Annotated in this window: 24 protein-coding genes and 3 tRNA genes; 23 read left to right on the top strand and 4 right to left on the bottom strand. The window is 71.9% G+C overall.

Annotated elements, in window-relative coordinates; translation table 11 throughout:
• Positions 1 to 37 precede the first annotated feature (37 nt).
• Entirely contained in the window at positions 38 to 640 is a 603-nt protein-coding gene (locus FBY23_RS24115; protein WP_141800458.1) for an RDD family protein, read from the bottom strand.
• A gap of 151 nt (positions 641 to 791) precedes the next feature.
• Here FBY23_RS24115 and mptB point away from each other — a divergent pair, with 151 nt between their 5' ends.
• Positions 792 to 2,318 carry a polyprenol phosphomannose-dependent alpha 1,6 mannosyltransferase MptB gene (gene mptB, locus FBY23_RS24110; protein ID WP_160158355.1) on the top strand — a complete coding sequence of 509 codons (1,527 nt, stop codon included), beginning with the start codon at positions 792 to 794 and terminating at the stop codon, positions 2,316 to 2,318.
• Here the strand turns inward: mptB and FBY23_RS24105 are convergent.
• Positions 2,308 to 3,423 carry a glycosyltransferase gene (locus FBY23_RS24105; protein WP_141800456.1) on the bottom strand — a complete coding sequence of 372 codons (1,116 nt, stop codon included), beginning with the start codon at positions 3,421 to 3,423 and terminating at the stop codon, positions 2,308 to 2,310. The genes mptB and FBY23_RS24105 overlap by 11 nt on opposite strands.
• Before the next feature lie 70 nt (positions 3,424 to 3,493).
• Between FBY23_RS24105 and FBY23_RS24100 the strand changes: the two genes are divergently transcribed.
• From FBY23_RS24100 to FBY23_RS24035, 14 genes are all read left to right on the top strand, one after another.
• Positions 3,494 to 4,492 (top strand): pirin family protein, encoded by a 999-nt coding sequence (locus tag FBY23_RS24100; RefSeq protein WP_141800455.1) that lies wholly within the window; start codon positions 3,494 to 3,496, stop codon positions 4,490 to 4,492.
• Positions 4,489 to 4,884, top strand: coding sequence for a CidA/LrgA family protein (locus FBY23_RS24095; protein WP_141800454.1), 396 nt, complete (start codon positions 4,489 to 4,491; stop codon positions 4,882 to 4,884). Before FBY23_RS24100 ends, FBY23_RS24095 begins: the two co-directional genes overlap by 4 nt.
• On the top strand, positions 4,881 to 5,588 hold the full coding sequence (locus FBY23_RS24090) for an LrgB family protein (protein ID WP_141800453.1): 708 nt from the start codon (positions 4,881 to 4,883) through the stop codon (positions 5,586 to 5,588). The genes FBY23_RS24095 and FBY23_RS24090 overlap by 4 nt, the downstream gene beginning before the upstream one ends.
• Positions 5,588 to 6,640: a hypothetical protein gene (locus FBY23_RS24085; RefSeq protein ID WP_141800452.1), complete on the top strand. Its 1,053-nt coding sequence runs from the start codon at positions 5,588 to 5,590 to the stop codon at positions 6,638 to 6,640. Before FBY23_RS24090 ends, FBY23_RS24085 begins: the two co-directional genes overlap by 1 nt.
• Before the next feature lie 57 nt (positions 6,641 to 6,697).
• A complete protein-coding gene (locus FBY23_RS24080) occupies positions 6,698 to 8,095 on the top strand; it encodes an amidase (RefSeq protein WP_141800451.1) in 1,398 nt (465 codons plus the stop codon).
• Between the two features lie 73 nt (positions 8,096 to 8,168).
• Positions 8,169 to 8,241, top strand: a tRNA-Thr gene (locus FBY23_RS24075).
• A gap of 50 nt (positions 8,242 to 8,291) precedes the next feature.
• Positions 8,292 to 8,365, top strand: a tRNA-Met gene (locus FBY23_RS24070).
• Between the two features lie 42 nt (positions 8,366 to 8,407).
• A complete protein-coding gene (gene rpmG, locus FBY23_RS24065) occupies positions 8,408 to 8,578 on the top strand; it encodes a 50S ribosomal protein L33 (RefSeq protein WP_028654832.1) in 171 nt (56 codons plus the stop codon).
• Positions 8,579 to 8,655: 77 nt separating this feature from the next.
• A complete protein-coding gene (locus FBY23_RS24060; protein ID WP_141800450.1) occupies positions 8,656 to 9,054 on the top strand; it encodes a MaoC family dehydratase N-terminal domain-containing protein in 399 nt (132 codons plus the stop codon).
• Positions 9,051 to 9,449 carry a MaoC/PaaZ C-terminal domain-containing protein gene (locus FBY23_RS24055; RefSeq protein WP_141800449.1) on the top strand — a complete coding sequence of 133 codons (399 nt, stop codon included), beginning with the start codon at positions 9,051 to 9,053 and terminating at the stop codon, positions 9,447 to 9,449. Before FBY23_RS24060 ends, FBY23_RS24055 begins: the two co-directional genes overlap by 4 nt.
• Positions 9,442 to 10,470: a UDP-N-acetylmuramate dehydrogenase gene (locus tag FBY23_RS24050; protein ID WP_141800448.1), complete on the top strand. Its 1,029-nt coding sequence runs from the start codon at positions 9,442 to 9,444 to the stop codon at positions 10,468 to 10,470. The genes FBY23_RS24055 and FBY23_RS24050 overlap by 8 nt, the downstream gene beginning before the upstream one ends.
• 127 nt (positions 10,471 to 10,597) lie before the next feature.
• Positions 10,598 to 11,680 (top strand): hypothetical protein, encoded by a 1,083-nt coding sequence (locus FBY23_RS24045; RefSeq protein WP_141800447.1) that lies wholly within the window; start codon positions 10,598 to 10,600, stop codon positions 11,678 to 11,680.
• Positions 11,681 to 11,786: 106 nt separating this feature from the next.
• Positions 11,787 to 12,773 carry a hypothetical protein gene (locus FBY23_RS24040; protein ID WP_141800446.1) on the top strand — a complete coding sequence of 329 codons (987 nt, stop codon included), beginning with the start codon at positions 11,787 to 11,789 and terminating at the stop codon, positions 12,771 to 12,773.
• A gap of 161 nt (positions 12,774 to 12,934) precedes the next feature.
• Positions 12,935 to 13,936, top strand: coding sequence for a hypothetical protein (locus tag FBY23_RS24035; RefSeq protein WP_141800445.1), 1,002 nt, complete (start codon positions 12,935 to 12,937; stop codon positions 13,934 to 13,936).
• A gap of 57 nt (positions 13,937 to 13,993) precedes the next feature.
• Here the strand turns inward: FBY23_RS24035 and FBY23_RS24030 are convergent, their stop codons facing one another.
• Positions 13,994 to 15,016: an adenosine deaminase gene (locus FBY23_RS24030; protein WP_141800444.1), complete on the bottom strand. Its 1,023-nt coding sequence runs from the start codon at positions 15,014 to 15,016 to the stop codon at positions 13,994 to 13,996.
• A gap of 120 nt (positions 15,017 to 15,136) precedes the next feature.
• Here FBY23_RS24030 and FBY23_RS24025 point away from each other — a divergent pair, with 120 nt between their 5' ends.
• From FBY23_RS24025 to FBY23_RS23990, 8 genes are all read left to right on the top strand, one after another.
• Complete coding sequence (locus tag FBY23_RS24025) at positions 15,137 to 15,547, top strand: hypothetical protein (RefSeq protein ID WP_141800443.1); 411 nt, start codon at positions 15,137 to 15,139, stop codon at positions 15,545 to 15,547.
• 19 nt (positions 15,548 to 15,566) lie between these two features.
• Positions 15,567 to 16,250 (top strand): TetR/AcrR family transcriptional regulator, encoded by a 684-nt coding sequence (locus tag FBY23_RS24020; protein ID WP_260806529.1) that lies wholly within the window; start codon positions 15,567 to 15,569, stop codon positions 16,248 to 16,250.
• Between the two features lie 118 nt (positions 16,251 to 16,368).
• A tRNA-Trp gene (locus tag FBY23_RS24015) sits at positions 16,369 to 16,441 on the top strand.
• A gap of 59 nt (positions 16,442 to 16,500) precedes the next feature.
• Positions 16,501 to 16,764 carry a preprotein translocase subunit SecE gene (gene secE, locus FBY23_RS24010; protein WP_160158354.1) on the top strand — a complete coding sequence of 88 codons (264 nt, stop codon included), beginning with the start codon at positions 16,501 to 16,503 and terminating at the stop codon, positions 16,762 to 16,764.
• Between the two features lie 44 nt (positions 16,765 to 16,808).
• Positions 16,809 to 17,726: a transcription termination/antitermination protein NusG gene (nusG, locus tag FBY23_RS24005; RefSeq protein ID WP_260806603.1), complete on the top strand. Its 918-nt coding sequence runs from the start codon at positions 16,809 to 16,811 to the stop codon at positions 17,724 to 17,726.
• Positions 17,727 to 17,851: 125 nt separating this feature from the next.
• On the top strand, positions 17,852 to 18,280 hold the full coding sequence (gene rplK, locus FBY23_RS24000) for a 50S ribosomal protein L11 (protein WP_141004427.1): 429 nt from the start codon (positions 17,852 to 17,854) through the stop codon (positions 18,278 to 18,280).
• A gap of 63 nt (positions 18,281 to 18,343) precedes the next feature.
• Positions 18,344 to 19,057: a 50S ribosomal protein L1 gene (rplA, locus tag FBY23_RS23995; RefSeq protein WP_141800439.1), complete on the top strand. Its 714-nt coding sequence runs from the start codon at positions 18,344 to 18,346 to the stop codon at positions 19,055 to 19,057.
• Positions 19,058 to 19,179: 122 nt separating this feature from the next.
• Positions 19,180 to 19,878 carry a DUF4232 domain-containing protein gene (locus tag FBY23_RS23990; protein WP_160158353.1) on the top strand — a complete coding sequence of 233 codons (699 nt, stop codon included), beginning with the start codon at positions 19,180 to 19,182 and terminating at the stop codon, positions 19,876 to 19,878.
• Here the strand turns inward: FBY23_RS23990 and FBY23_RS23985 are convergent.
• Positions 19,868 to 21,148, bottom strand: a complete 1,281-nt coding sequence (locus FBY23_RS23985; protein ID WP_141800437.1) for an aminotransferase — start codon at positions 21,146 to 21,148, stop codon at positions 19,868 to 19,870. The two genes, FBY23_RS23990 and FBY23_RS23985, sit on opposite strands and share 11 nt — an antisense overlap.
• Between the last annotated feature and the right edge of the window lie 43 nt (positions 21,149 to 21,191).

The raw sequence follows: 21,191 nt of genomic DNA, 5'->3' as shown, positions 1-21,191 counted from the left end.
ACCCTAGAACCTGTTCTCCCCCGGTGCGACGATCGGGTCAGCCGACCTGCATGACGCGGGTGCCGCCCGCGAACTTGTCGTGCCAGCCCTGGTGGTTGGGCTGGTCGTTGTTGAGTGTGATCGCGATGTAGATCACCGCGGCGAGCGGGACCGCCCAGCCCAGGAAGAACCACCCGATGAACGGGATGATGCTGAGCAGGCCCAGCGCCGAGTAGGCGTTGCGCTTGATCGCCTGCTCCATGGTCGGCTTGCTGACGCCGTCGGGGCCGTAGGTCCGCAGCTTCAGCACCATCTTGCCGACGGTCTGCCCGGAGTTGGACTCCATGAAGGCGAAGTAGCCGAGGTAGATGGCGGCCTGGAGGATCGCGGTCACGGTCCAGAACAGGAAATACTCGCCGAAGGAGTGGATGAAGCCGGTCAGGAAGATCCCGCTGAACACCGCGTAGATGATCGCGTAGACCACGCCGAGCAGCACGTGGTCGATCAGGCGGGCCAGGAACCGGTTGAGCAGCTCGCCCGGACGCGGCACGCCGGCGGCGGTGCCGCCCGGCTGGGGCTGCGGCGGGCCGCCGTACCCACCCGGCGGGGGCGGCGGCGTACCGCCCGGCGGGGGCGGCGGGGGCGGCTGGTTCTGGGACATGCGAGCTCCTCGGGTCATGGGGTGCGCGTGCGCACCCGGGGGTGGCAGCAATGTAGTGCGGAAAGGCGCCTCCGAGTCGGCATTGCGAGCGTTCTTGCCCCGTTGTCCCGACGTTCAACCCACTGCCGTCGCGCGCCCCTACCTTGCGACCGTGATCGCTCGCGGAACGCTCGGCAGCCTGCTCGTGCTGCTCGGCGGACTCGTCACCGCCACCCTCCCCGCCTCCACCCCGGTGCTGCGCATCGGCACCCTCGAGGCGCTGCGGGCCCACGAGGTGGGCCGGATGACCGGCCTGGTGGTGGTCCTGGTCGGCCTCGGCCTGCTCGCCAACGCCTGGCTGCGGCTGTGCCGCACGGTCGCGGTGGGCGAGCGCGAGACCACCGACCCGGTCGAGGGCGTGGCCCTCGCGCGCTTCGCCGCGATCGTGTGGACCGCGCCGCTGATGCTCGCCCCGCCGCTGTTCTCCCGCGACGGCTGGTCGTACGCCGCGCAGGGCAAGCTCGCGGAGGTGGGGCTCTCGCCGTACGTCGTCGGGCCGGGGGCGCTGGCCCCCGACACCTTCCTCCCGCTACCGGGCTGGATCACCGGCCCGCCGATCGTCCAGGCCGTCGACCCGCTGTGGTGGGACACCGCCACGCCGTACGGGCCGGTGCCGGTGTTCCTCGGCGCGATCGTCGCGGGCATCACCGGCAACCCGTGGATCCTGGTGATCGCGCACCGCGGGTTCGCACTGATCGGCCTCGTGCTGCTGGCCTGGGCGGTCCCGCGGCTGGCGGCGTGGGGCGGCGCCAACCCGGCCGTCGCGACCGCGCTGGTCATCGTGTCGCCGCTGATGATGGCCAACGGTGTCGCGGGCCTGCACAACGACCTGCTCATGGTCGGTCTGATGGCCGCCGCCCTCGTCGTGGCCGTCGAGCGCGGCTGGGCCTGGGGCGCGGTGCTCGCCGGCGTGGCGGCGGGCGTCAAGGTGCCCGGAGGCCTGGTGGCGGTGGGGATCGTGCTGGTCTCGCTGCCCGTCGGCGCCGACCTGGTCGCCCGGCTGCGGCGGCTCGGCGCCGTCGGCGCGGTGTCCGTCGGCACCCTGGTCGGGCTCGGCGTCGCCACCGGCATCGGCAACGGCTGGCTGCGCGCGCTCACCGTCCCCGGCGAGGTCAACACCCCGCTGTCCGCCACCACCCTGGTCGGCGGCGTCCTCGACTGGCTGGCCCTGCATCTCGGCCTCGGCACCGAGCCCGCCCTGTTCCGCGACCTGGTCCGTGCCCTCGGCCTGCTCGCCTCGCTGGGCGTCGGCGCCTGGGTCGGGCTGCGCTGGCCGACCGGCTCCCGGCGTACGGCGCTCGCGGCCGTCGCCACCGTGGGCTCTGCGTTCGTGCTGCTCTCGCCGGTCGTCCACCTCTGGTACTTCCTGCTGCTGCCGCCCTTCCTCGCCACCCAACGCCTCCCGCGCCACGCCACCGGAGCCCTCGTCGCCGTCTCGGTCCTTCTCGGCCTGGTCGCGCCGCTCGACTCCTCGCTGCACGGCGCCTACTACGCGATCGTGATCGGCTGCATGACCGTCGCTCTGCTCCTGCCGGTCCTGCTGCTCACCCCGCCCGCGCGCGAACGCCTGGCCCGCATCGTCGCGCCGCTCGCCCCTCCCGCGATCGAGGGAGAGCGGGGGGAGGCGCTCAGGCGCTGAGTACCCCGACCCGGTCGCCGGCGTGCAGCGCCAGCATCCGGGCGACGGTGCGGTCCCAGCCGAACTGCTCGGCCCGCACCCGGGCAGCGGTACGACGACGCGACTCGGGCAGCGAGAGGAGCCGCAGCACGGCGTCGGCCAGCGCCTCGGGCGTCGGCGCACCCCACGCGCCGCACGAGGCGTCGACGAGCTCGCGGGCGCCGCCGCGGTCGGCGGTCACGACGGGGGTGCCGCAGGCGAGGGCCTCGAGGACGGCGAGGCCGAAGGTCTCGCCGGGGCACACGGACAAGGACACGTCCGCGGCGGCGAGCCGGTCGCGCAGGGCGGCCCGGCCGTCGACGTACCCGTGGAAGTGGACGGGCGCCCCGGCGGCGAGGGCCTCGAGCTCGTCGCGGTGCGGGCCCTCGCCGTACACGTCGAGGCGCAGCGGGATCCCGCGCCGGTGCAGCTCCACGGCCGTCGCGACGGCCAGGTGCGGGGACTTCTCCCGGGACAGCCGGCCGGCGTGGACCAGTCGCAGCTCCCCACTGCCGCCGACCGGACGAGGAACGGGACGGAAGGTCGCCAGGTCGACCCCGAGCGGCACCCGCGACACCGGGCAGCCGGCGGCGTCGGCGACCGAGCGGAACTCACCCTCGGCGTACGCCGACGTGACGACCACCGTGTCGAAGCTGCGCACGATCAGCCGGTTGAGCAGCCCGATCGAGACCTTCGAGGTGGTCTCGAGACCGGTGCGCATCGCGAACATGTCGCCCATCCGCTCGTGCGACAGCAGCACCGAGCGCACGCCGTTGCGTCGCGCCCACCATGCGACCGGCAGCAGGGTCAGCTTGTCGCTCCACTCGACGCTGGTCGGCGCGAACCGCTCCAGGACCTCGGTGACCCGCCACGGCTCGACGATCAGCCGGTACCCGCCGCCCACTCGCGGCGCGCGGACCTGGACGACGTCCCCCAACGGCGTCGTCCGTACGGCGTCGACCGGTCCCGGGATGACGAGGAGACGCTCGGCACCGGCGGCGACGTACCCCTGGCCGAGCTGCTCGATCGCAGTCCGCATGCCTCCCGAGGTCGCGCCGACGAAGTTGGCCAGCTGGGCGATCCGCACGGGCACACCATCGCCGGAACGGGTGAACCCTCGCCCACCTGCCGGTTGACGGGGGCGGAAGGATGGACGCATGAGCAACCCGGAAGCCAAGCCCGACGAGGTGATCTGCGAGGGCCGGCAGGCCGCCGGCATCGAGCTGATGGAGCCGCGGGAGGTGCCGCTGGGCGGACCCCGCGCGATGCCGGTACGACGCACGCTGCCGCAGCGGCACCGCTCGCTGATCGGGGCCTGGTGCTTCCTCGACCACTACGGCCCGGACCTGGTCAGCGAGAGCGGCGGCATGGAGGTCGCCCCGCACCCGCACACCGGCCTGCAGACCGTGAGCTGGCTGTTCACCGGCGAGATCGAGCACCGTGACAGCGCGGGCAACGTGGCGATGGTGCGGCCCCAGGAGGTCAACCTGATGACCGCCGGCCAGGGCATCAGCCACTCCGAGGTGTCGACGCCGGACACGACGGTGCTGCACGGCGCCCAGCTCTGGGTGGCGCTGCCGGACGCCGCCCGCGACACCGACCCCGGGTTCCAGCACTACGCCCCGGCCGAGGTCGCCGGCGACGGCTGGCGGGCCCACGTCTTCCTCGGCTCGCTGCTCGGCGACAGCTCACCGGTCACCACCTTCACCCCGCTGCTCGGCGCCGAGCTGGTCCTCGACCCGGGCACCACGCTGCGCGTGCCCGTCGACCCGGCCTTCGAGCTCGGCGTCCTCGTCGACCTCGGCTCGGTGTCGGTGGGTGAGGTGGACGCGAAGGTCGCCGACCTCGCGTTCGTCCCCCCCGGCGGCGACGAGCTGGTCCTGGTCGCCGGCGACGAGGGGGCGCGGCTGCTGGTGCTCGGCGGGCCGCCGTTCGGCGAGTCGATCGTGATGTGGTGGAACTTCGTGGGCCGCACCCACGAGGAGATCGTCGCGTACCGCGCCGCCTGGCAGCAGCAGATCACCGGCCCCGACGGCAACCTCGTCCCCGACAGCCGCCAGGTCGCGCCGGGCCGGTTCGGCGTCGTACCCGACCAGCCCCTGCGCCCGATCCCCGCACCCGGGCTGCCCAACGCCCGGTTGAGGGAACGCCGGTGATCGCAGGCCTCACCTGGCTGGTCGCGTTCCAGGTGCTCGGGGAGGTCGTCGTCCGCGTCCTCGACGTCACGGTGCCGGGTCCGGTCGCCGGGATGCTGCTGCTGTTCGTGTTCCTGCGCGTGCGCCGGTACGGCGACGACGGCGCCATCGTCCGCGCCGGCACCGCGCTGCTGCGGCACCTGCAGCTGTTCTTCGTCCCCGCGGGCGTCGGCATCGTCGTCTACCTCGCGGTGCTGCGAGACGACGCGCTGCCGATCGCGGCCGCGGTCCTGGGCTCCTGGCTGCTCGGGCTCGTGGTGGTCGCCTGGACGGCGGTCGGCCTGGAGCGGTTGCTCGGCAAGCCCCGCGACGACCTCGGCGCCCGCCCGGACGGTGCGGGGGAGGCGGTGTGAGGGACGACCTGCTCGACCTCGCCCGCTCGCCGGTGACGCTGCTGCTGGTCACCCTGGTCGGCTACCAGGCCGGCCGCTGGCTGCGGACCCGCACCGGCGGGCACGCCCTGGCCCAGCCGGTGCTGCCCGCGATCGCGGTGGCGGCGGTGGCGATCACCGTCCTCGACGTCGACTACGCCGACTACCGCAGCGCCACCGAGCTGATCGCGTTCTGGCTCGGCCCGGCGACGGTGGCGCTGGCGATACCGCTGCACCGCCAGGCCGACCGGCTCGCTGGTTTCGTCGTCCCCCTGCTCGTGGCGGTCGTCGCCGGGGCGGTGACCTCGATCGTCACCGCGGTCCTGATCGCCCGCGCGCTGGGCGCCGACGAGGTCCTCGAGAAGACCCTCGCCACCAAGGCCGCGACCACGCCGGTCGCGATCGCGCTCACCCAGACCCTCGGCGGGATCCCGCCACTGGCGGCGGTGTTCGCGATCGGCATCGGCATCGTCAGCGCCGTCATCGCGCCGGCGACCCTGAACCTGCTGCGCATCCGCGACCGGCGGGCCCGGGGGCTCGCCGTCGGCGCGGTGTCGCACGGCATCGGTGCCTCCCGGATGCTGAGGGAGGACGAGACGGAGGGCGCCTTCGCCGGCCTCGGCATGGGGCTCTCGGCGCTCGCGATCAGCATGCTCGTCCCGCTGCTGGCGCTGGTCCTGTTCTGATGGGGCTGCGCAGGCTCGGGGCGGCGGTCGCCGGCGTCGTGCTCCTCGGCCTCGTTGCGGCGTGTGGGACGGCCGGTCCGCCCGGCCCGGCGTCCGACCTGCGCCACCTCCCCGGGGTGCGGGACGTCGCACTCGATCGGGTCGCGCTCGACACCGACTACTACGGCTACCACGGCGTCGTCGACATGGAGCCGGATGCGACACCCGACCAGGTCGCCGACGTCCTCGACGAGCTGGGCCGCTGGAAGAGCACCCGCGATGCCGAGGAGGTCACCACCGCGGTGTTCCTCGGCGCCGGCACGACCGAGCTCTACGACGCCGCCTGGCTCGACGGCTCCGCCGCCGGCGTCGGCCGGGTCCGCGACCACGCCGGCAACCGGGCCGACGCCGAGCTGCTGGTCCGGGCCACCGCCGCGCTGGGGCTGCCGGTCACGATCGAGGAGGGCGAGTGGGACGTGGTCACCCCCACGCCCCGCGAGACCGCCGCCGCCATCGTGACCATGCCCGACCTCGCCGCGGTCCCCGACCTGGTGGTCCGTCGGCCGTACCCGCCGCCCGACACGGACTGGTGGGGGCGGACCGGCTCGATCGGTGCGTCGCCCCGGCTCACCCCCGAGCTGCTGACGGCCTACGACCGCGTCGTCGACAGCACGCGCCTGGTGCCCGAGGGCGAGGCCTCCCTGCTGTTCGTCGGCAACCCCAGCCGCCGCGCGCTGGGGGAGGAGTACGACGAGGCCGGCAATGTCGTCGAGCAGCCCGTCGGGACCTTCCAGGTGCAGGTCGACGTCCGGCTCCCCGACGGTGCCGGTCCACGTACCCGGCAGCCGCGGCTCTCCGACGACCCGCTGTGGCCGATGGTCCGCGCCCAGCTCGACGTGCTGCGCGACCAGCCGGTCGGCTCGCACCTGTGGATCACCCTGCAGTTCACCCGCCCCGGCGGGATCGCGTACGACGAGAGCCGCCCGCTCGTCGAGGTGACCCGCGGGGAGCACCTCCCGAAGCGGGCCCGGACGCCGTGGAACCTCGAGGCGTCGGCGTACCTCAACGGCTGAGCGGACTTACGACCCTGGTCGGACGTTCGGCGCCCGACGAAGCGCTAGGTTCCCTGCATGCGCGTGCACGCCTTCACCGACGACGCCCTCGCCGACCTCGACGCGGTCGGCCTCGCCGAGCACCTCGCCGCCGGGAAGGTCTCCGCGGCGGAGGCCACAGAGGCCGCGATCGCCCGGATCGAGGCGGTCAACCCGGAGCTCAACGCGATGGCGTACGCCGCCTTCGACCGCGCCCGCAGCGACGCCCGGGACCCGCGCCCGGGCTTCCTGTCCGGCGTGCCGACGCTGGTGAAGGACAACGTCGACGTCGCCGGCATGCCGACCCGGTCGGGCACCGACGCGTGGGAGCCGCGGCCGGCCAGGCGCAACGGCGACTTCGCCGACATGTTCCTCGCGACCGGGCTGGTGCCGCTCGGCAAGAGCCAGCTCTCGGAGTACGGCTTCAGCGCCTCCGCGGAGCACCCGCGCCTGGGTGCCGTCCGCAGCCCCTGGGACACCGAGCGGACCGCCGGTGCCTCCAGCTCCGGCTCCGCGGCGCTGGTGGCCGCGGGTGCCGTACCCATCGCGCACGCCAACGACGGCGGCGGGTCCATCCGGATCCCCGCCGCGGTCAACGGCCTGGTCGGGCTCAAGCCCACCCGCGGCCGGCTGGCGCAGGACAAGATGTTCCGCGACATGCCGATCCGGATCATCTCCGACGGCGTCGTGACCCGCTCCGTGCGCGACACGGCCGTGTTCTACCGCGAGGCAGAGCGCCACTACCGCAACCTGCACCTGCCGCCGATCGGCGACCTGACCCGGCCGATCAAGCGCCGACTGCGGGTCGCGCTCAACACCAGCGGCGTGGGCCGCAGCGCCGACGCCGAGACCCGGGCGCTGACCGAGCAGACCGCGAGCCTGCTCGAGGACCTGGGCCACACGGTGACCGAGACCGACGCCCCGGTCGCCCCGAGCTTCGTCGACGACTTCCTGCTCTACTGGGCGCTGCTCGCGCAGGTCATGCTCACGACGGGGCGCGCGTTCCACGGCCGCACCTGGGACGCGTCGAAGCACGACAACCTCACCCTCGGCCTGGCCCGGCACGCCCGACGCAACCTGCACAAGGTGCCCGGTGCGATCACCCGGCTCAAGCGCGCCAACGCGCAGGCCGAGCTCTACTACGACAAGTACGACGTCGCGCTCACCCCCACCCTCGCCACCGCGACGCCGAAGGTCGGTCACCTCGACCCGACCCAGGACTACGCGACGATCATCGACCGGCTGCTCGACTGGGTGGCCTTCACCCCGTGGCAGAACGTCACCGGAGCGCCGGCGATCTCGCTGCCCCTTGCGACCACCGCCGCGGGGCTCCCGCAGGGCATGATGCTGGGGGCCGCCCCGGGCCAGGAGGCGGTGCTCATCGAGCTCGCCTACGAGCTCGAGCAGGCCTCTCCGTTCGCCCGGATCCAGGGCTGATCCAGGTCGGCAACACCGAAATGCGGCGCCGATTTCTGACCGTACGGGAGCGCGTGTATCGTTCTCCGTCGTTGCCCCTTTAGCTCAGTCGGCAGAGCGTCTCCATGGTAAGGAGAAGGTCTACGGTTCGATTCCGTAAAGGGGCTCTGAGATGGGGCGCCGCCCGCGGGAGACGCGGAAGGCGCCCTCCTCACGTGGCGGGATAGCTCAGACGGTTAGAGCGCACGACTCATAATCGTGAGGTCACGGGTTCGATCCCCGTTCCCGCTACCGAGTACCCCGGCACCACCACCAGCAACTGAAGGACTTTCTGTGGCCAGCAAGAGCAGCGACGTTCGCCCCAAGATCACGCTCGCGTGCGTGGACTGCAAGGAGCGCAACTACATCACCAAGAAGAACCGGCGCAACGACCCCGACCGCATCGAGCTGTCGAAGTTCTGCCCGCGGTGCCGCAAGCACACCGCGCACCGCGAGACCCGCTGACGCTGCGCCGTCGACCGCCCGCCGTCCCCCCAGGGGACCGCGGGCTGTTGTCGTTTTCCGGCCAGTAGTGTTGAGCCATGCCGATCGACGCTGACCTGGTCGGGCGGGCCTTCCCGCCGACCGCGCCCGTGGAGGTGACCGCGGACTCCGTGGCCGCCTTCGCCACCTCCGTCGGTGGTCGGGCCGACGGACCGGTCCCGCCGACGTACCCCATCGTGGTCACCTTCGCCGCCCTGCAGGACTTCCTGGCGGCCGAGCAGATCGAGCTGTCGCGGATCGTCCACGGCGACCAGCGCTTCCGCTACGCGCGCCCGGTCGTCGTCGGCGACGAGCTGACCGCCACCCTCACCGTCACCGGGGTCCGCTCCATCGGCGGCAACGACATCATCGCCACGTCGAGCGAGATCACCGACGCGACCGGCGCCGTGGTCGCCACCGCCACCGCCACCCTCGTCCACCGCGGAGGTGCCGCATGAGTGACCTGACCCCCGGTGCCCCGCTCGAGCCGCTCACCTACGAGATCACCCGCGCCGACCTCGTCGCGTACGCCGGCGCGAGCGGCGACCACAACCCGATCCACCAGGACGAGGAGATCGCCCTCGCGGTCGGCCTTCCCGGCGTGATCGCCCACGGCATGTACACCCTCGCCCTGGTCGGCCGCGCGGTCGCGAACTGGACCGACGAGGCCGAGGTAATCGAGCTCGGCGCGAAGTTCGTCGCTCCGGTCGTCGTACCTGCTGAGGGGGCGGCGCGGGTCACCGTCGCCGGCACCGTCGGCGAGCGCACCGACGCCGGACTGACCCTCGCCCTGGAGATCACCGCCGACGGCACCAAGGTGCTGGGCGCACCCAAGGTCCTGGTCCGTGCCTGATCCCGCTCTCGCGGACCTCACCACCCTCCGCCTCGGCGGACCCGCGCGCCGCTACGTCGCCGCATCCGACTCCGAGTCGCTGGTCGCCGCGGTCACCGAGGCCGACCGGGCCGGCGAGCCGGTGCTCCTCGTGGGTGGCGGCAGCAACCTGGTCGTCGCCGACGAGGGCTTTGCCGGGACCGTCGTCCACCTGAGCGGTGGCGGCATCCGGGTTGAGGAGTCCGCCGAGGGCGTGTCCGTGACCGTCGCCGCCGGCGAGCGGTGGGACGCCCTCGTCGCGCGCGCCGTGGCCGAGGGTTGGGTCGGCATCGAGGCGCTCTCCGGCATCCCCGGTACGACGGGGGCCACCCCCGTCCAGAACGTCGGCGCCTACGGCCAGGAGGTCTCCCGCACGATCACCTCGGTCACCGTGTGGGACCGGATGCTGCGCGGGACGCGGACCTTCTCCGGCGAGGAGTGCCGCTTTTCCTACCGCCACTCCCGCTTCAAGGCCGACCCCGGCCGCCACCTCGTGCTCGACGTGACCTTCGACTTCGACCGCGGCGACCTGTCCGCGCCCGTCGCGTACGCCGAGCTGGCCCGCACCCTCGGCGTCGCGGTGGGGGAGCAGGCCCCGCTGGCCGAGGTCCGCGACGCCGTGCTGGGGCTGCGCCGCGGCAAGGGGATGGTCCTCGACGCCGCCGACCACGACACCTGGAGCGCGGGCTCCTTCTTCACCAACCCGTTCGTCGACCTGGACCGGGTGCCCGACGGCGCGCCGTCGTACCCCCAGCCGGACGGCAGCGTGAAGACCAGCGCCGCCTGGCTGATCGAGCACGCCGGCTTCGGCAAGGGGTTCGGCCTCGACCGCGACGGAGCCCGGGTCTCCCTGTCGACCAAACACACGCTCGCCCTCACCAACCGGGGCGGCGCCACCACCGCGGAACTGCTCGACCTCGCGCGCGAGGTGCGTGCCGGCGTCCGTGAGCGGTACGGGATCGAGCTCGTCAACGAGCCCGTGCTGGTCGGCTGCTCGCTCTGACGTCGCGCCCGGGTGACGTCCCGGGCGACAAGTTGGCAAACCGTCCACGAACTCGGGACTTTGGTCCTAGCCTGCGAACTACGAGGCGGTGCTCCCCCCGTGCCGTCGTGTTTTCGAGGAGTCTCGGATGAAATCTCTGTCTGCCCGGCGCGCTGTCGCCGGCATCTCCCTCGGTGCGCTGGCAGGCCTCGGCCTCGTGTGCGTGCCCACCGCCGCCCACGCCGCGGTCGAGACGGCCGGCATCGGCAGCTACGCCAGCATGTCCGGAGGTGGGTGCCCCGGTGACGACTATTACAACGACGAGGATTTCGTGCCGTGGTCCGACAACGGGGTGCCGGTCACCAAGACCTCGTCGATGTCCGGGACGTTCACGGGCGGTGAGGGCGACACCGTCGGGGCGAAGACTTCTACCGCCGCCACCATCAACTCCACGCCGCTTGGCAGCGGCCCCGCGACGATCACCGGCACGTCGGCGGCCACGGCGTCGGTCGCGCCGAGCGGTGAGCAGACCGCCTGCGACGTGAGGGCGGAGACGATGGCGCTGGCGAGGGGAGCGTTCACTCTGACCCAGCCGACCTGGGTGAGCGTGACCGCGTCCGGTCACGGTCAGCGTCAAGGCCGGAGTTTCGGCACCAGCATGGTCGGGATCGGCAACGCCGACGAGTTCGGGACCTCGTTGGAGAGCCTTTTCCTCTTCGGAGGTGACGCGTTGATGGTGGCGGCCGGCGACCGCGGTTCGGCGACGTCGAGCACCCTGCTTCAGCCCGGCAAATACGTGGTTGCGCTCGGATCTCTCGCCCACGCACGGACCTTCACGTACGTCGACGAAGAGATCGACCCCCAACGCACGGCCGCGAGTGCGTCGTACTCTGGTGACTTCAGGATCGAGTTCTCCAAGCCCGGCACGGCCAGCCCGGTCACCGGCAAGGGAGCGTCAAAGGTCCAGTTCGGTGAGCGCGACTGCGCCAGCGGCAACATCGCGGTCAACCTCAGCAAGAAGACCGTGAAGAAGGCCAAGCGCGTGGCGGTCCGCATCAACGGCGCCAAGGGCCCGGTCCTCAAGGGCAAGAAGCTCAAGGGCAAGCACCCGAAGGCCAAGACGATCTCGGTCCCGACCTCCATCACGGGCACCGTCAAGGTGAAGGTGAAGGTCATGCTGGCCAACGGCCGGCGGGTGCAGGCGACGAGGTCGTACCTCCCCTGCAAGTGAGCGGGTGATTCGCCGGGTGACATTCGGCGTTCCAGCGGGCCCGGTCGAGACCGACCGGGCCCGCTTCCGTTGCACGGGTATCCCCCCAGATCTCGAGGAGCACCCCATGAAGAACCAGCTCGTACGCCGCGGCGCGGTCGGCATCGCCGCCGGAGCACTCACCCTCACCGGGCTCGCCAGCTTGGCCGCCCCGGCACACGCCACGATCCAGGACGGCGAGGTGACGGCGGAGGTCGACCTCGACAATTGGGGCACCGACTGCCAGGTCACGGCCTGGGACGGTCCGTCGGCCCTCGCCGTCCTCGACAACGGTGTACCCGTCTCCCAGACCTGGAGCGCCACGGCGACCGGGACCCACGCCAACCCGGCCGATGTCACCACACTCTCCGCCTCCAGCCGGGTCACCGCCTCGATGACGCCTATCGGTGCGGGTCCGAGCACCATCAAGGTCGACGTGACCGCCGCGGCGAGCACGGCTCCGGCGCTTGCGGACAGCGCCTGCTCGGGTACGGCCGAGGCCACACCCCGGATGCAGGCCGAGTTCGACCTGCCCGCACCGATGTGGGTGACCATCACCGGCAACGGCGACGGCAACGGCGCGGCCCAGGCGGCGATCGGTGACTTCGACGGCACTGCCGCCGCGCTGGTTCTCGGGACACGGGGCGCGGGCTCGACGTCCATCCTGCTGCCCGCCGGCCCCGCCGCCGTGCAGGTGCAGGGGCAGGCCCGGGCCGAGGCCGACGACGCGGTCAAGAGCCGCAGCTACGGTGCGTCGTTCACCTTCGAGCTCCAGCCCCTCGGCGCGGCCTCCGGGATCTCCGGCTCGAGCAAGGGCACCGTCGTCCTCGGGGCCCGCGACTGCGCGAGCGGCGGCATCGCCGTCGACCTGACCAAGAAGGCGAAGAAGAAGGCCAAGCAGGTGCGGGTCTCGGTCAACGGCGCCAAGGTGGCCAAGCTCAAGGGCAAGAAGCTCAAGCCCCGCACGCTCGTCGTACCCGCCGCCCGCGGCGCCGCCGCCGAGGTCACTGTCCAGGTCAAGCTCAAGAACGGCAAGAAGGCCACGATCAAGCGGTCGTACCAGGCCTGCTCCTGACCTGCTCATGTTCACCGGCACCCTCGGATCCGAGGGTGCCGGTGAAGGTAAAGAAAGCGCGAATGGCCCGTCGCCGGCTCGCGCAGATCACTAGCGTCCCGAGATGACTCCCTGACGACGCCGGACCGAGGCGCCGTCGAACCCCTCTCGAGGAGCTATTGATGAAGCGACTTCTCGTCCGGCGCAGCGCCGTCGGACTCGCCCTGGGCGCGCTCGCCGTGACCGGACTGGCGTCTGTCCCCTCGCCCGCCTCTGCGGTCGCCACGAACGCGTACGTTGAGGCCGACGGGGGCTTCTACGCTCAGGCCGGCACCTGCACTGAGGCCGGCGACGGCGCAAACCCGGCGGACGTGCCGTGGAGTGACAACGGGGTCCCGGTGACGAACCAGGTCGCCAAGTCGGGCACCATCTCCAACAACGACAACGCTGCCGACATCACGGACGTCGCCGTCTCTAGCAAGGCCACCGTCACCTCGACGCCGCTGGGAACCAGCGGGCCGGCGACGATCCAGGCCACCGGCACGGCGTCGGCCTCGGTCGCACCGCGGCTCGGCAGCTCGGGATGCAGCCCCTACGCCTACGCGAGCGGCTACGTCCGCGGCGACGCCACCCTCCCCGCGCCCATGTGGGTGACGATCACCGGCACCGGCACCGGCCGTGGCTCCAGCTACCTGGAGATCGACACCGTCGACGGCTACATCGAGCTCAACACGGCCGACCGCTCGGCGGGCACGGTGACCGCCCTGCTGCCCGCTGGTCCGATCAGCCTCTACTACTACGTGAGCACCAACGCCTACCTAGACGCGCAGACGCCGACGGCGCGGTCGCGGTCGGTCAGCAGCACCTTCACCGCGGTGCTGGAGCCGCTCGGCAACGGTTCCGCCGTCGCCGGCAAGGGCAAGTCCTACGTCAGCCTGGACGCCCGCTCCTGCCCGACGGGCACCGTGGCGGTCTCGCTCACGAAGAAGGCCAAGAAGAAGGCCAAGCTCGTCGAGATCAAGGTCAACGGCGCGAAGAAGGGCAAGAAGTTCCAGGGCAAGAAGCTCAAGAAGCGCACCGTCGCCATCGCGGCGCCGCCCGCCAGCGACGCCACCATCGTCGCGACGATCACCCTGAAGAACGGCAAGAAGGTCACGGTCACCCGCTCCTACAAGGCCTGCTGACACACCACTGACCCTGCTGCGGGCCCGGCCATCGGCCGGGCCCGCAGTGCGTCCAGGTCAGCTCGCCGACTCCTCGGCGAGCCAGGCGTCGATGCCGGCCATCCCCGCGTCGACGACGTCCTTCGGCGCCCGGCTGGCGCGGAACGACATCCGCGCGAGCTCGGCGAGCCGCTCGTCGCTCAGCTCGTGGGCGGCACGCATCGTGGCGTACTGCCCCGCGAGGCGCGAGCCGAACAGCAGCGGGTCGTCGGCGCCGAGGGCGATCGTGGCTCCGGCCTCCAGCAGGGTGGGCAGCGGGACCGAGGTCAGGTCGCTGTAGACGCCGAGGGCCACGTTGGACACCGGGCAGACCTCGAGGGCCACGCCGGCGTCGACGATGCGGGCCAGCAGGGCGGGGTCCTCGGCCGCGCGTACGCCGTGCCCGAGGCGGCCCGCATGCAGGTCGTCGAGGCACACCCGGATGTGCTCGGGCCCGCGCAGCTCGCCGCCGTGGGGCGCGAGCAGCAGGCCGGCGCGCTCGGCGATGGCGAAGGCGGCCGCGAAGTCGGAGGTACGGCCGCGGCGCTCGTCGTTGGAGAGCCCGAAGCCGACGACGCCGCGGTCGACGTACTGGCTCGCGAGGCGGGCCAGGGTGCGGGCGTCGAGCGGGTGGCGGGTCCGGTTGGCGGCGATGACCACCGCGATCCCGAGGCCGGTGCGGGCCGACGCGTCGTGCACGGCGTCGAGCACCAGGTCGGTGAAGGCGGTGATGCCGCCGAAGCGGGCGGCGTACCCGCTCGGGTCGACCTGGATCTCCAGCCACCGGCCGCCGTCGGCCACGTCGTCCTCGGCGGCCTCGAGCACGAGCCGGCGTACGTCGGCCTCGGTGCGCAGCACGGACCGCGCGACGTCGTAGAGCCGCTGGAAGCGGAACCAGCCCTTCTCGTCGGCCGCGGTCAGCTGCGGCGGCCACTCCTCGACGAGCGCGTCGGGCAGGTGGATCCGGTCGCGGGCGGCCAGCTCCAGGAGCGTCGCGTGGCGCATCGAGCCGGTGAAGTGCAGGTGGAGGTGCGCCTTGGGCAACGCCTTGAGATCCCGCACGCGGACATCCTAGGAGGACGCCCGTCTGGGCCGTCCGGAGGGAAGACTTGAACACGTTCAAAACATGACCTAGAGTCCATCCCGTCAGGGTTTTGAACACGTTCAAGAAAGGGGTCCGCCATGAGCTGGACCATCGCCGGCTACGTCGGCTACCTCGTCATCACCGTCCCGCTGACCATCTGGGTCGCGAGCACGCTCTCGCGCAACGGCCGGGTGTTCCTGGCCGACGTCTTCGGTGGAGACGACGCCCTCGCCGACGCGGTCAACCGGCTGCTCGTCGTCGGCTTCTACCTGCTCAACCTGGGCTTCGTCTCCCTCTACCTGCGCAGCGGCGTCTCGAACAGCGCCGAGGACGTGTTCGACGTGCTGAGCGTCAAGGTCGGCGTGGTGCTGCTGACCCTCGGCGTGCTGCACTTCTTCAACGTCTACGTCTTCAACCGGCTGCGCCGCCGGCACCGCCTGGACCAGATGCCGCCGATGCCCCCGACGACGCAGTACGGCGTCCCGGCGTACCCCATGTCCCCGCGCTGAGGTCTCTAGGGTGGGCATCGTGCCGGACTCCCCGCTGACGCCCAAGGCGGCCCAGACCCGCGCGACGATCCTCGCGACGGCGCTGCAGCTCTTCCGCGAGGACGGCTACGACCGCACCACGATGCGGGCCGTCGCCAAGGGCGCGGGCGTCTCGCTCGGCAGCGCGTACTACTACTTCGCCTCCAAGGAGCACCTCGTCCAAGCGTTCTACGACGAGCTCCTGGCCGAGCACGAGGCGGCCGTCGAGGCGGTGCTGGCGAAGGAGTCCGGCTTCGCGGGCCGGCTCCGGGGCAGCCTCGAGGCCTGGCTCGACATCGCGGAGCCGCACCACGCCTTCGCGGCGCAGTTCTTCCGCAACGCGGCCGACCCCGCCAGCCCGCTGTCCCCGTTCAGTCCCGAGTCCGCGCCGGCCCGCGACGGCAGCATCGCCCTGATGCGCCGCCTGCTGGCGGGCTCGGACGCGAAGGTGTCGCGCCGCCTCGAGGGTCGCCTGCCCGAGCTGCTCTGGCTGCTGCAGATGGGCGTCGTCCTGTTCTGGGTGTACGACGGCAGCCCGGGCCAGCAGCGCTCGCGGACGCTGGCCCGGGGCGTCGTACCGCTCGTCGACCGACTGGTCCGGATGAGCCGGCTGCCGGTGCTGCGCGGCGTCGTCGACGACGTCCTCGGACTGCTCGACGCGATCCAGGGCCCGGGCCCCGGTTAGGAACCGGTCCGTACTTTGGTCGGCACCCGGTGCATCTGTAGAGTGCTCCCCGGTGGATCTTTCCCCCATGCTCGGTCGCGCCCTTCGGCCGGACGGCGTGGGCGGGGAGAAGCCGCGGAGGGCACTAGCTCAACTGGCAGAGCATCGGTCTCCAAAACCGAAGGTTGGGGGTTCAAGTCCCTCGTGCCCTGCAAGACGTGACGACCAGCCGGCCGGACGGTCGGCTGCTGACAAGGAGAAGGTGAGCAGCGTGGCGGATGCTCCGGCAGTCCGTGGAGGCCGCAAGGACTCCTCGGGTGGCAAGCAGCCCGAGAACCGCACCGGGCCGGTGACCTTCTACCGCCAGGTCGTCGCCGAGCTCCGCAAGGTCGTCTGGCCGACGCGGGAGCAGCTCGGCACCTACTTCGTCGTCGTCATCGCCTTCGTCCTCGTGATGATCGCCCTCGTGTCGGTCCTCGATCTCGCGCTCGGAAAGCTCGCGTTCGAGATCTTCACCGGCGCCGACGACATCTGAGCGCCGGCGCGCACCCGCGTCGGCTGACCTGATTTTTCTCTCAACTGATGGAGCAGCACGTGTCCGAGCAGTACGACCCGGCCCAGGCTGACGAGGCGCTCGCCGAGGCGGCCCACGACGTCGCCGACGTCGAGGACGCGGAGGACACCGCCCTCGAGGAGACCGTCGAGGCCGACCTGGCCGACGACGTCGAGGAGGACGTCGAGATCGACGAGACCGTCGACGTCGAGGGTGCCGACGAGATCGCCGCTGTCGAGGACGACGCCGACGACGCCGACGAGGACGACGCCGACGACGCCGACGAGGACGAGCCCGCCGAGGAGCAGGCCGACGAGGACCCGCTCGAGGCGTTCCGTCGTGAGCTGTGGGCCAAGCCCGGTGACTGGTTCGTGGTGCACACCTACTCCGGCATGGAGAACCGGGTGAAGCAGAACCTCGAGAACCGGATCCACTCCCTCAACATGGAGGACTACATCCACGAGATCGTGGTCCCCACCGAGGAGGTCGCCGAGATCAAGAACGGCCAGCGCAAGATGGTCAAGCGCACCGTTCTCCCCGGCTATGTCCTGGTCCGGATGGACCTCACCGACGAGTCCTGGGCCGCTGTACGGCACACCCCGTCGGTCACCGGCTTCGTCGGTCACAGCCACCAGCCGGTGCCGCTGAGCATGGACGAGGTCGAGAAGATGCTCGCCCCGGCCGTGGTCACCGCTGCTGCCGCCGAGGCCGAGGCCGCCGCGGCCAGCACCCCCGGCTCCGCTGTGACGCCGGCCAAGAAGCCGATCGAGGTCGCCGACTTCGACGTCAACGACTCCGTCCTCATCGTCGACGGCGCGTTCGCCACGCTCCACGCGACGATCACCGAGATCAACGCCGAGGCCCAGCGGGTCAAGGCGCTCGTCGAGATCTTCGGCCGCGAGACCCCGGTCGAGCTCTCGTTCTCCCAGATCCAGCGGGTCTGAATTTCGCCGTCCCCGCCTCGGCGGGGAAGAATGTCTGGGTTGCCCGGTCGACGCGCCGGCAGCGCAGGTGGCAGAGACGTACGACGTGCGTCTCGTCATGACCACGAGAAGAAAGAGATAGAGGAATGCCTCCCAAGAAGAAGATCGCCGCACTGGTCAAGGTGCAGCTGCAGGCCGGTTCGGCCACCCCGGCTCCGCCGGTCGGTACCGCGCTCGGTCCGCACGGCGTCAACATCATGGACTTCTGCAAGGCGTACAACGCCCAGACCGAGTCCATGCGCGGCAACGTCATCCCCGTCGAGATCACCATCTACGAGGACCGGACGTTCGACTTCATCACGAAGACCCCGCCGGCCGCGGAGCTGATCAAGAAGGCCGCCGGCCTCCAGAAGGGCTCGGGCGTCCCGCACAAGGAGAAGGTCGGCAAGCTGACCAAGGACCAGGTGCGCGAGATCGCGACGACCAAGCTCCCCGACCTCAACGCCAACGACATCGACGCCGCGATGAAGATCGTGGAGGGCACTGCGCGCTCCATGGGCGTCACCGTCGACTGAAAGACCGTGGAAGGGCCGCGCTGGCCCGCTGACCACACCTCCTCTCCGACTTAAGGAATCACCATGCAGCGCAGCAAGACCTACCGCGCGGCTGCCGAGACGTTCGACAAGAACGAGCTCTACGCGCCGCTGGCCGCGATCAAGATCGCCAAGGCCGCCAGCAAGAAGAAGTTCGACGAGACCGTCGACGTCGTCATGCGCCTGGGTGTCGACCCGCGCAAGGCCGACCAGATGGTCCGCGGCACCGTCAACCTGCCCCACGGCACCGGCAAGACCGCTCGCGTCCTCGTGTTCGCGAACGGCGACAAGGCCGACGCCGCCCGCGAGGCCGGCGCCGACTTCGTCGGCAGCGACGACCTGATCGACAAGGTCGCCGGCGGCTGGACCGACTTCGACGCCGTGGTCGCCACCCCGGACCTGATGGGCAAGGTCGGCCGTCTCGGCCGCGTGCTCGGTCCCCGTGGCCTCATGCCGAACCCGAAGGTCGGCACCGTGACGCCGGACCCGGCCAAGGCCGTGACCGACATCAAGGGCGGCAAGATCGAGTTCCGCGTCGACCGCCACGCCAACCTCCACTTCATCGTGGGCAAGGCCTCCTTCTCCGAGCAGCAGCTCGCCGAGAACTACGCCGCCGCCCTCGACGAGGTGCTGCGGCTCAAGCCGGCCAGCTCCAAGGGCCGCTACCTGAAGAAGGTCACCGTCTCCACGACCATGGGCCCCGGAGTCCAGGTCGACCCCAACCGCGTCAAGAACGTCGCGGTCGAGGACGAGGCCTGATTCCTCTCTGAGACTCGGTGGTCGAGGAGGTCGCGCAGCGACCGTCTCGAGACCCGACGCCCGCCGCACCCCTCGGGGACGGCGGGCGTCGGCATTTCCGGTGCCGGCCTAGGGTGTGCGGCGTGAGGCGTGTTCTCGGGTCGCTCGCGTTCGCGGCCGTGCTGTCGGTCCTCTCCGCCTGCACCGCCGAGTCCGGGGCCGAGCCCGATCCGGTGCCCGGGACGACCCGCGCGCCGGTGCCGGAACCCTCCGCGACGACCGCCGCGCCGGGGCACGAGGAGCTCGCGCCGGGCTGGGACGAGAGCCCCGACGGGCCCACGCCGACGCCCGACGTCGAGCTCGACGACGCGGCGCTCACGGCACTGTTGCGCACCCGGGCCACGGCCGCCGGGCCGGACCACTGCACTGCCGACCAGGTCGCGGTCACCCTCGAGGGCTTCGACCAGGCGGCGGGCCACCGCTACAGCCGGCTCGTGGTGCGCAACAGCGGCCACGAGCCGTGCGTGGTCGAGGGCGTGCCCGGCGTCGGCGCCCGGGGCGCGTGGGGCACGACCTTCGTCAACGAGATCGGGCCGGGCGCCTCCGGCGCGCCGGCCGACCCGGTCCGGCTGGCGCCGGGGGAGCAGGCGACCAGCGACCTCGAGTGGACCGGTGACCTGGCCGGCGCCGAGTCCGAGCACGTGTCGCTGCTCGTCCTCCAGCTGGCGCGCGGTCAGGTACCGGTCGCGTTGCCCGCGCGTCTCGCCGGGGACGCCGCCGACGCCCCGCCGCTCGACATCGGGCCGCTGACGACCGTGCGGCTGACCCCGTTCAGGCGGTGAGCTTCTCCAGCGCGGCCAGCTCGACGCACACGGCCACCCCGGCCATCGCGGCCTCGACCTCGTCGAGGACGGGGAAGGTCGGCGCGAGGCGGATGTTGCGGTCTCGCGGGTCGTTGCCGTGGGGGAACGCCGAGCCGGCGGGCGTCAACGCGATGCCGGCTTCCTTGGCGAGCTGGACCACGCGGGTCGCCGTACCGTCGAGGACGTCGAGGTTCACGAAGTAGCCGCCCGTGGGGACGGTCCACTCGGCGATCCCCAGGCCGCCCAGCCGCGAGGACAGGGCGTCCTCGACCGCCGCGAACTTCGGCGCGATCAGGTCGCGGTGCTTGCGCATGTGGGCGCGCACGCCGTCGGCGTCGCCGAAGAACTCGACGTGGCGCAGGTGGTTGACCTTGTCGGGGCCGATGGCGGCGAAGCCGAGCCGCTCGAGGTACCACGCCTTGTTCTCGGGCGAGGCCGCGAGCGCGGCCACGCCCGCGCCGGCGAAGGTGATCTTCGAGGTCGAGGCGAACATGATCGGTCGGTTCGGGTGACCCGAGGCGGCGGCCAGCCCCAGCGCGTCGGCGCTCTTGGTCTCCTCGTCGGTGAGGTGGTGCACGGCGTACGCGTTGTCCCACAGGATCCGGAAGTCGGGCGCCGCGGTCGGCATCGCCATCAGCTCGGCGGCGACCTCGGCCGAGCAGACCGCCCCCGTCGGGTTGGCGTACGTCGGCACGATCCACATGCCCTTGACGGCCGGGTCGTCGACGAGGGCGCGCACGGCCTGCACGTCGGGGCCGTCGGCGTTCATCGGGACGCTCAGCATCTCGATGCCGAGCTCGGCCAGCATCGTGAAGTGACGGTCGTAGCCGGGCACCGGGCAGATGAACTTGACGACCGGCTCCTGCGACCACGGCCGCGGCGAGTCGGGGCCGCCCTTGAGCAGCAGCGCGGTGAGCACCTGGTACATCATCGTGAGGCTGGAGTTGCCACCGCACACGACGCTCGCGACGTCGACGCCCAGCAGGTCGGCGAAGATCTCGCGCATCTCCACCAGGCCCTCGAGCCCGCCGTAGTTGCGCACGTCCGCGCCCGAGCGGTCGCGGTACGACGACGGCAGGCCGAGCAGGTCGTTGGACAGGTCGAGCTGGTCGGCGCCGGGCTTGCCCCGGGTGAGGTCGAGCTTGAGACCCCGCGCCTTCAGCTCGTCGTAGGCGGCGCGCACCGTCGTCAGGCGCGCGGCGAGGTCGTCGGCGGACAGGGCGGACAGCGGCGTCGCGGAGGAGGTCACGGGACCATCGTGCCAAGTCCGCGCGCGACACGCGCGCCCGGTC

It is taken from the genome of Nocardioides sp. SLBN-35, from assembly GCF_006715725.1.
Taxonomy (GTDB): Bacteria; Actinomycetota; Actinomycetes; order Propionibacteriales; family Nocardioidaceae; genus Nocardioides.
This window is presented reverse-complemented; position numbering and strand designations above follow the sequence as displayed.

Coding starts and splice junctions, on each gene's coding strand:
- FBY23_RS24115 (WP_141800458.1), bottom strand. CDS start 640: ATGTCCCAGAACCAGCCGCCCCCGCCGCCCCCGCCGGGCGGTACGCCG.
- FBY23_RS24100 (WP_141800455.1), top strand. CDS start 3,494: ATGAGCAACCCGGAAGCCAAGCCCGACGAGGTGATCTGCGAGGGCCGG.
- FBY23_RS24085 (WP_141800452.1), top strand. CDS start 5,588: ATGGGGCTGCGCAGGCTCGGGGCGGCGGTCGCCGGCGTCGTGCTCCTC.
- FBY23_RS24080 (WP_141800451.1), top strand. CDS start 6,698: ATGCGCGTGCACGCCTTCACCGACGACGCCCTCGCCGACCTCGACGCG.
- FBY23_RS24060 (WP_141800450.1), top strand. CDS start 8,656: ATGCCGATCGACGCTGACCTGGTCGGGCGGGCCTTCCCGCCGACCGCG.
- FBY23_RS24055 (WP_141800449.1), top strand. CDS start 9,051: ATGAGTGACCTGACCCCCGGTGCCCCGCTCGAGCCGCTCACCTACGAG.
- FBY23_RS24045 (WP_141800447.1), top strand. CDS start 10,598: ATGAAATCTCTGTCTGCCCGGCGCGCTGTCGCCGGCATCTCCCTCGGT.
- FBY23_RS24040 (WP_141800446.1), top strand. CDS start 11,787: ATGAAGAACCAGCTCGTACGCCGCGGCGCGGTCGGCATCGCCGCCGGA.
- FBY23_RS24035 (WP_141800445.1), top strand. CDS start 12,935: ATGAAGCGACTTCTCGTCCGGCGCAGCGCCGTCGGACTCGCCCTGGGC.
- FBY23_RS24025 (WP_141800443.1), top strand. CDS start 15,137: ATGAGCTGGACCATCGCCGGCTACGTCGGCTACCTCGTCATCACCGTC.
- rplK (WP_141004427.1), top strand. CDS start 17,852: ATGCCTCCCAAGAAGAAGATCGCCGCACTGGTCAAGGTGCAGCTGCAG.
- rplA (WP_141800439.1), top strand. CDS start 18,344: ATGCAGCGCAGCAAGACCTACCGCGCGGCTGCCGAGACGTTCGACAAG.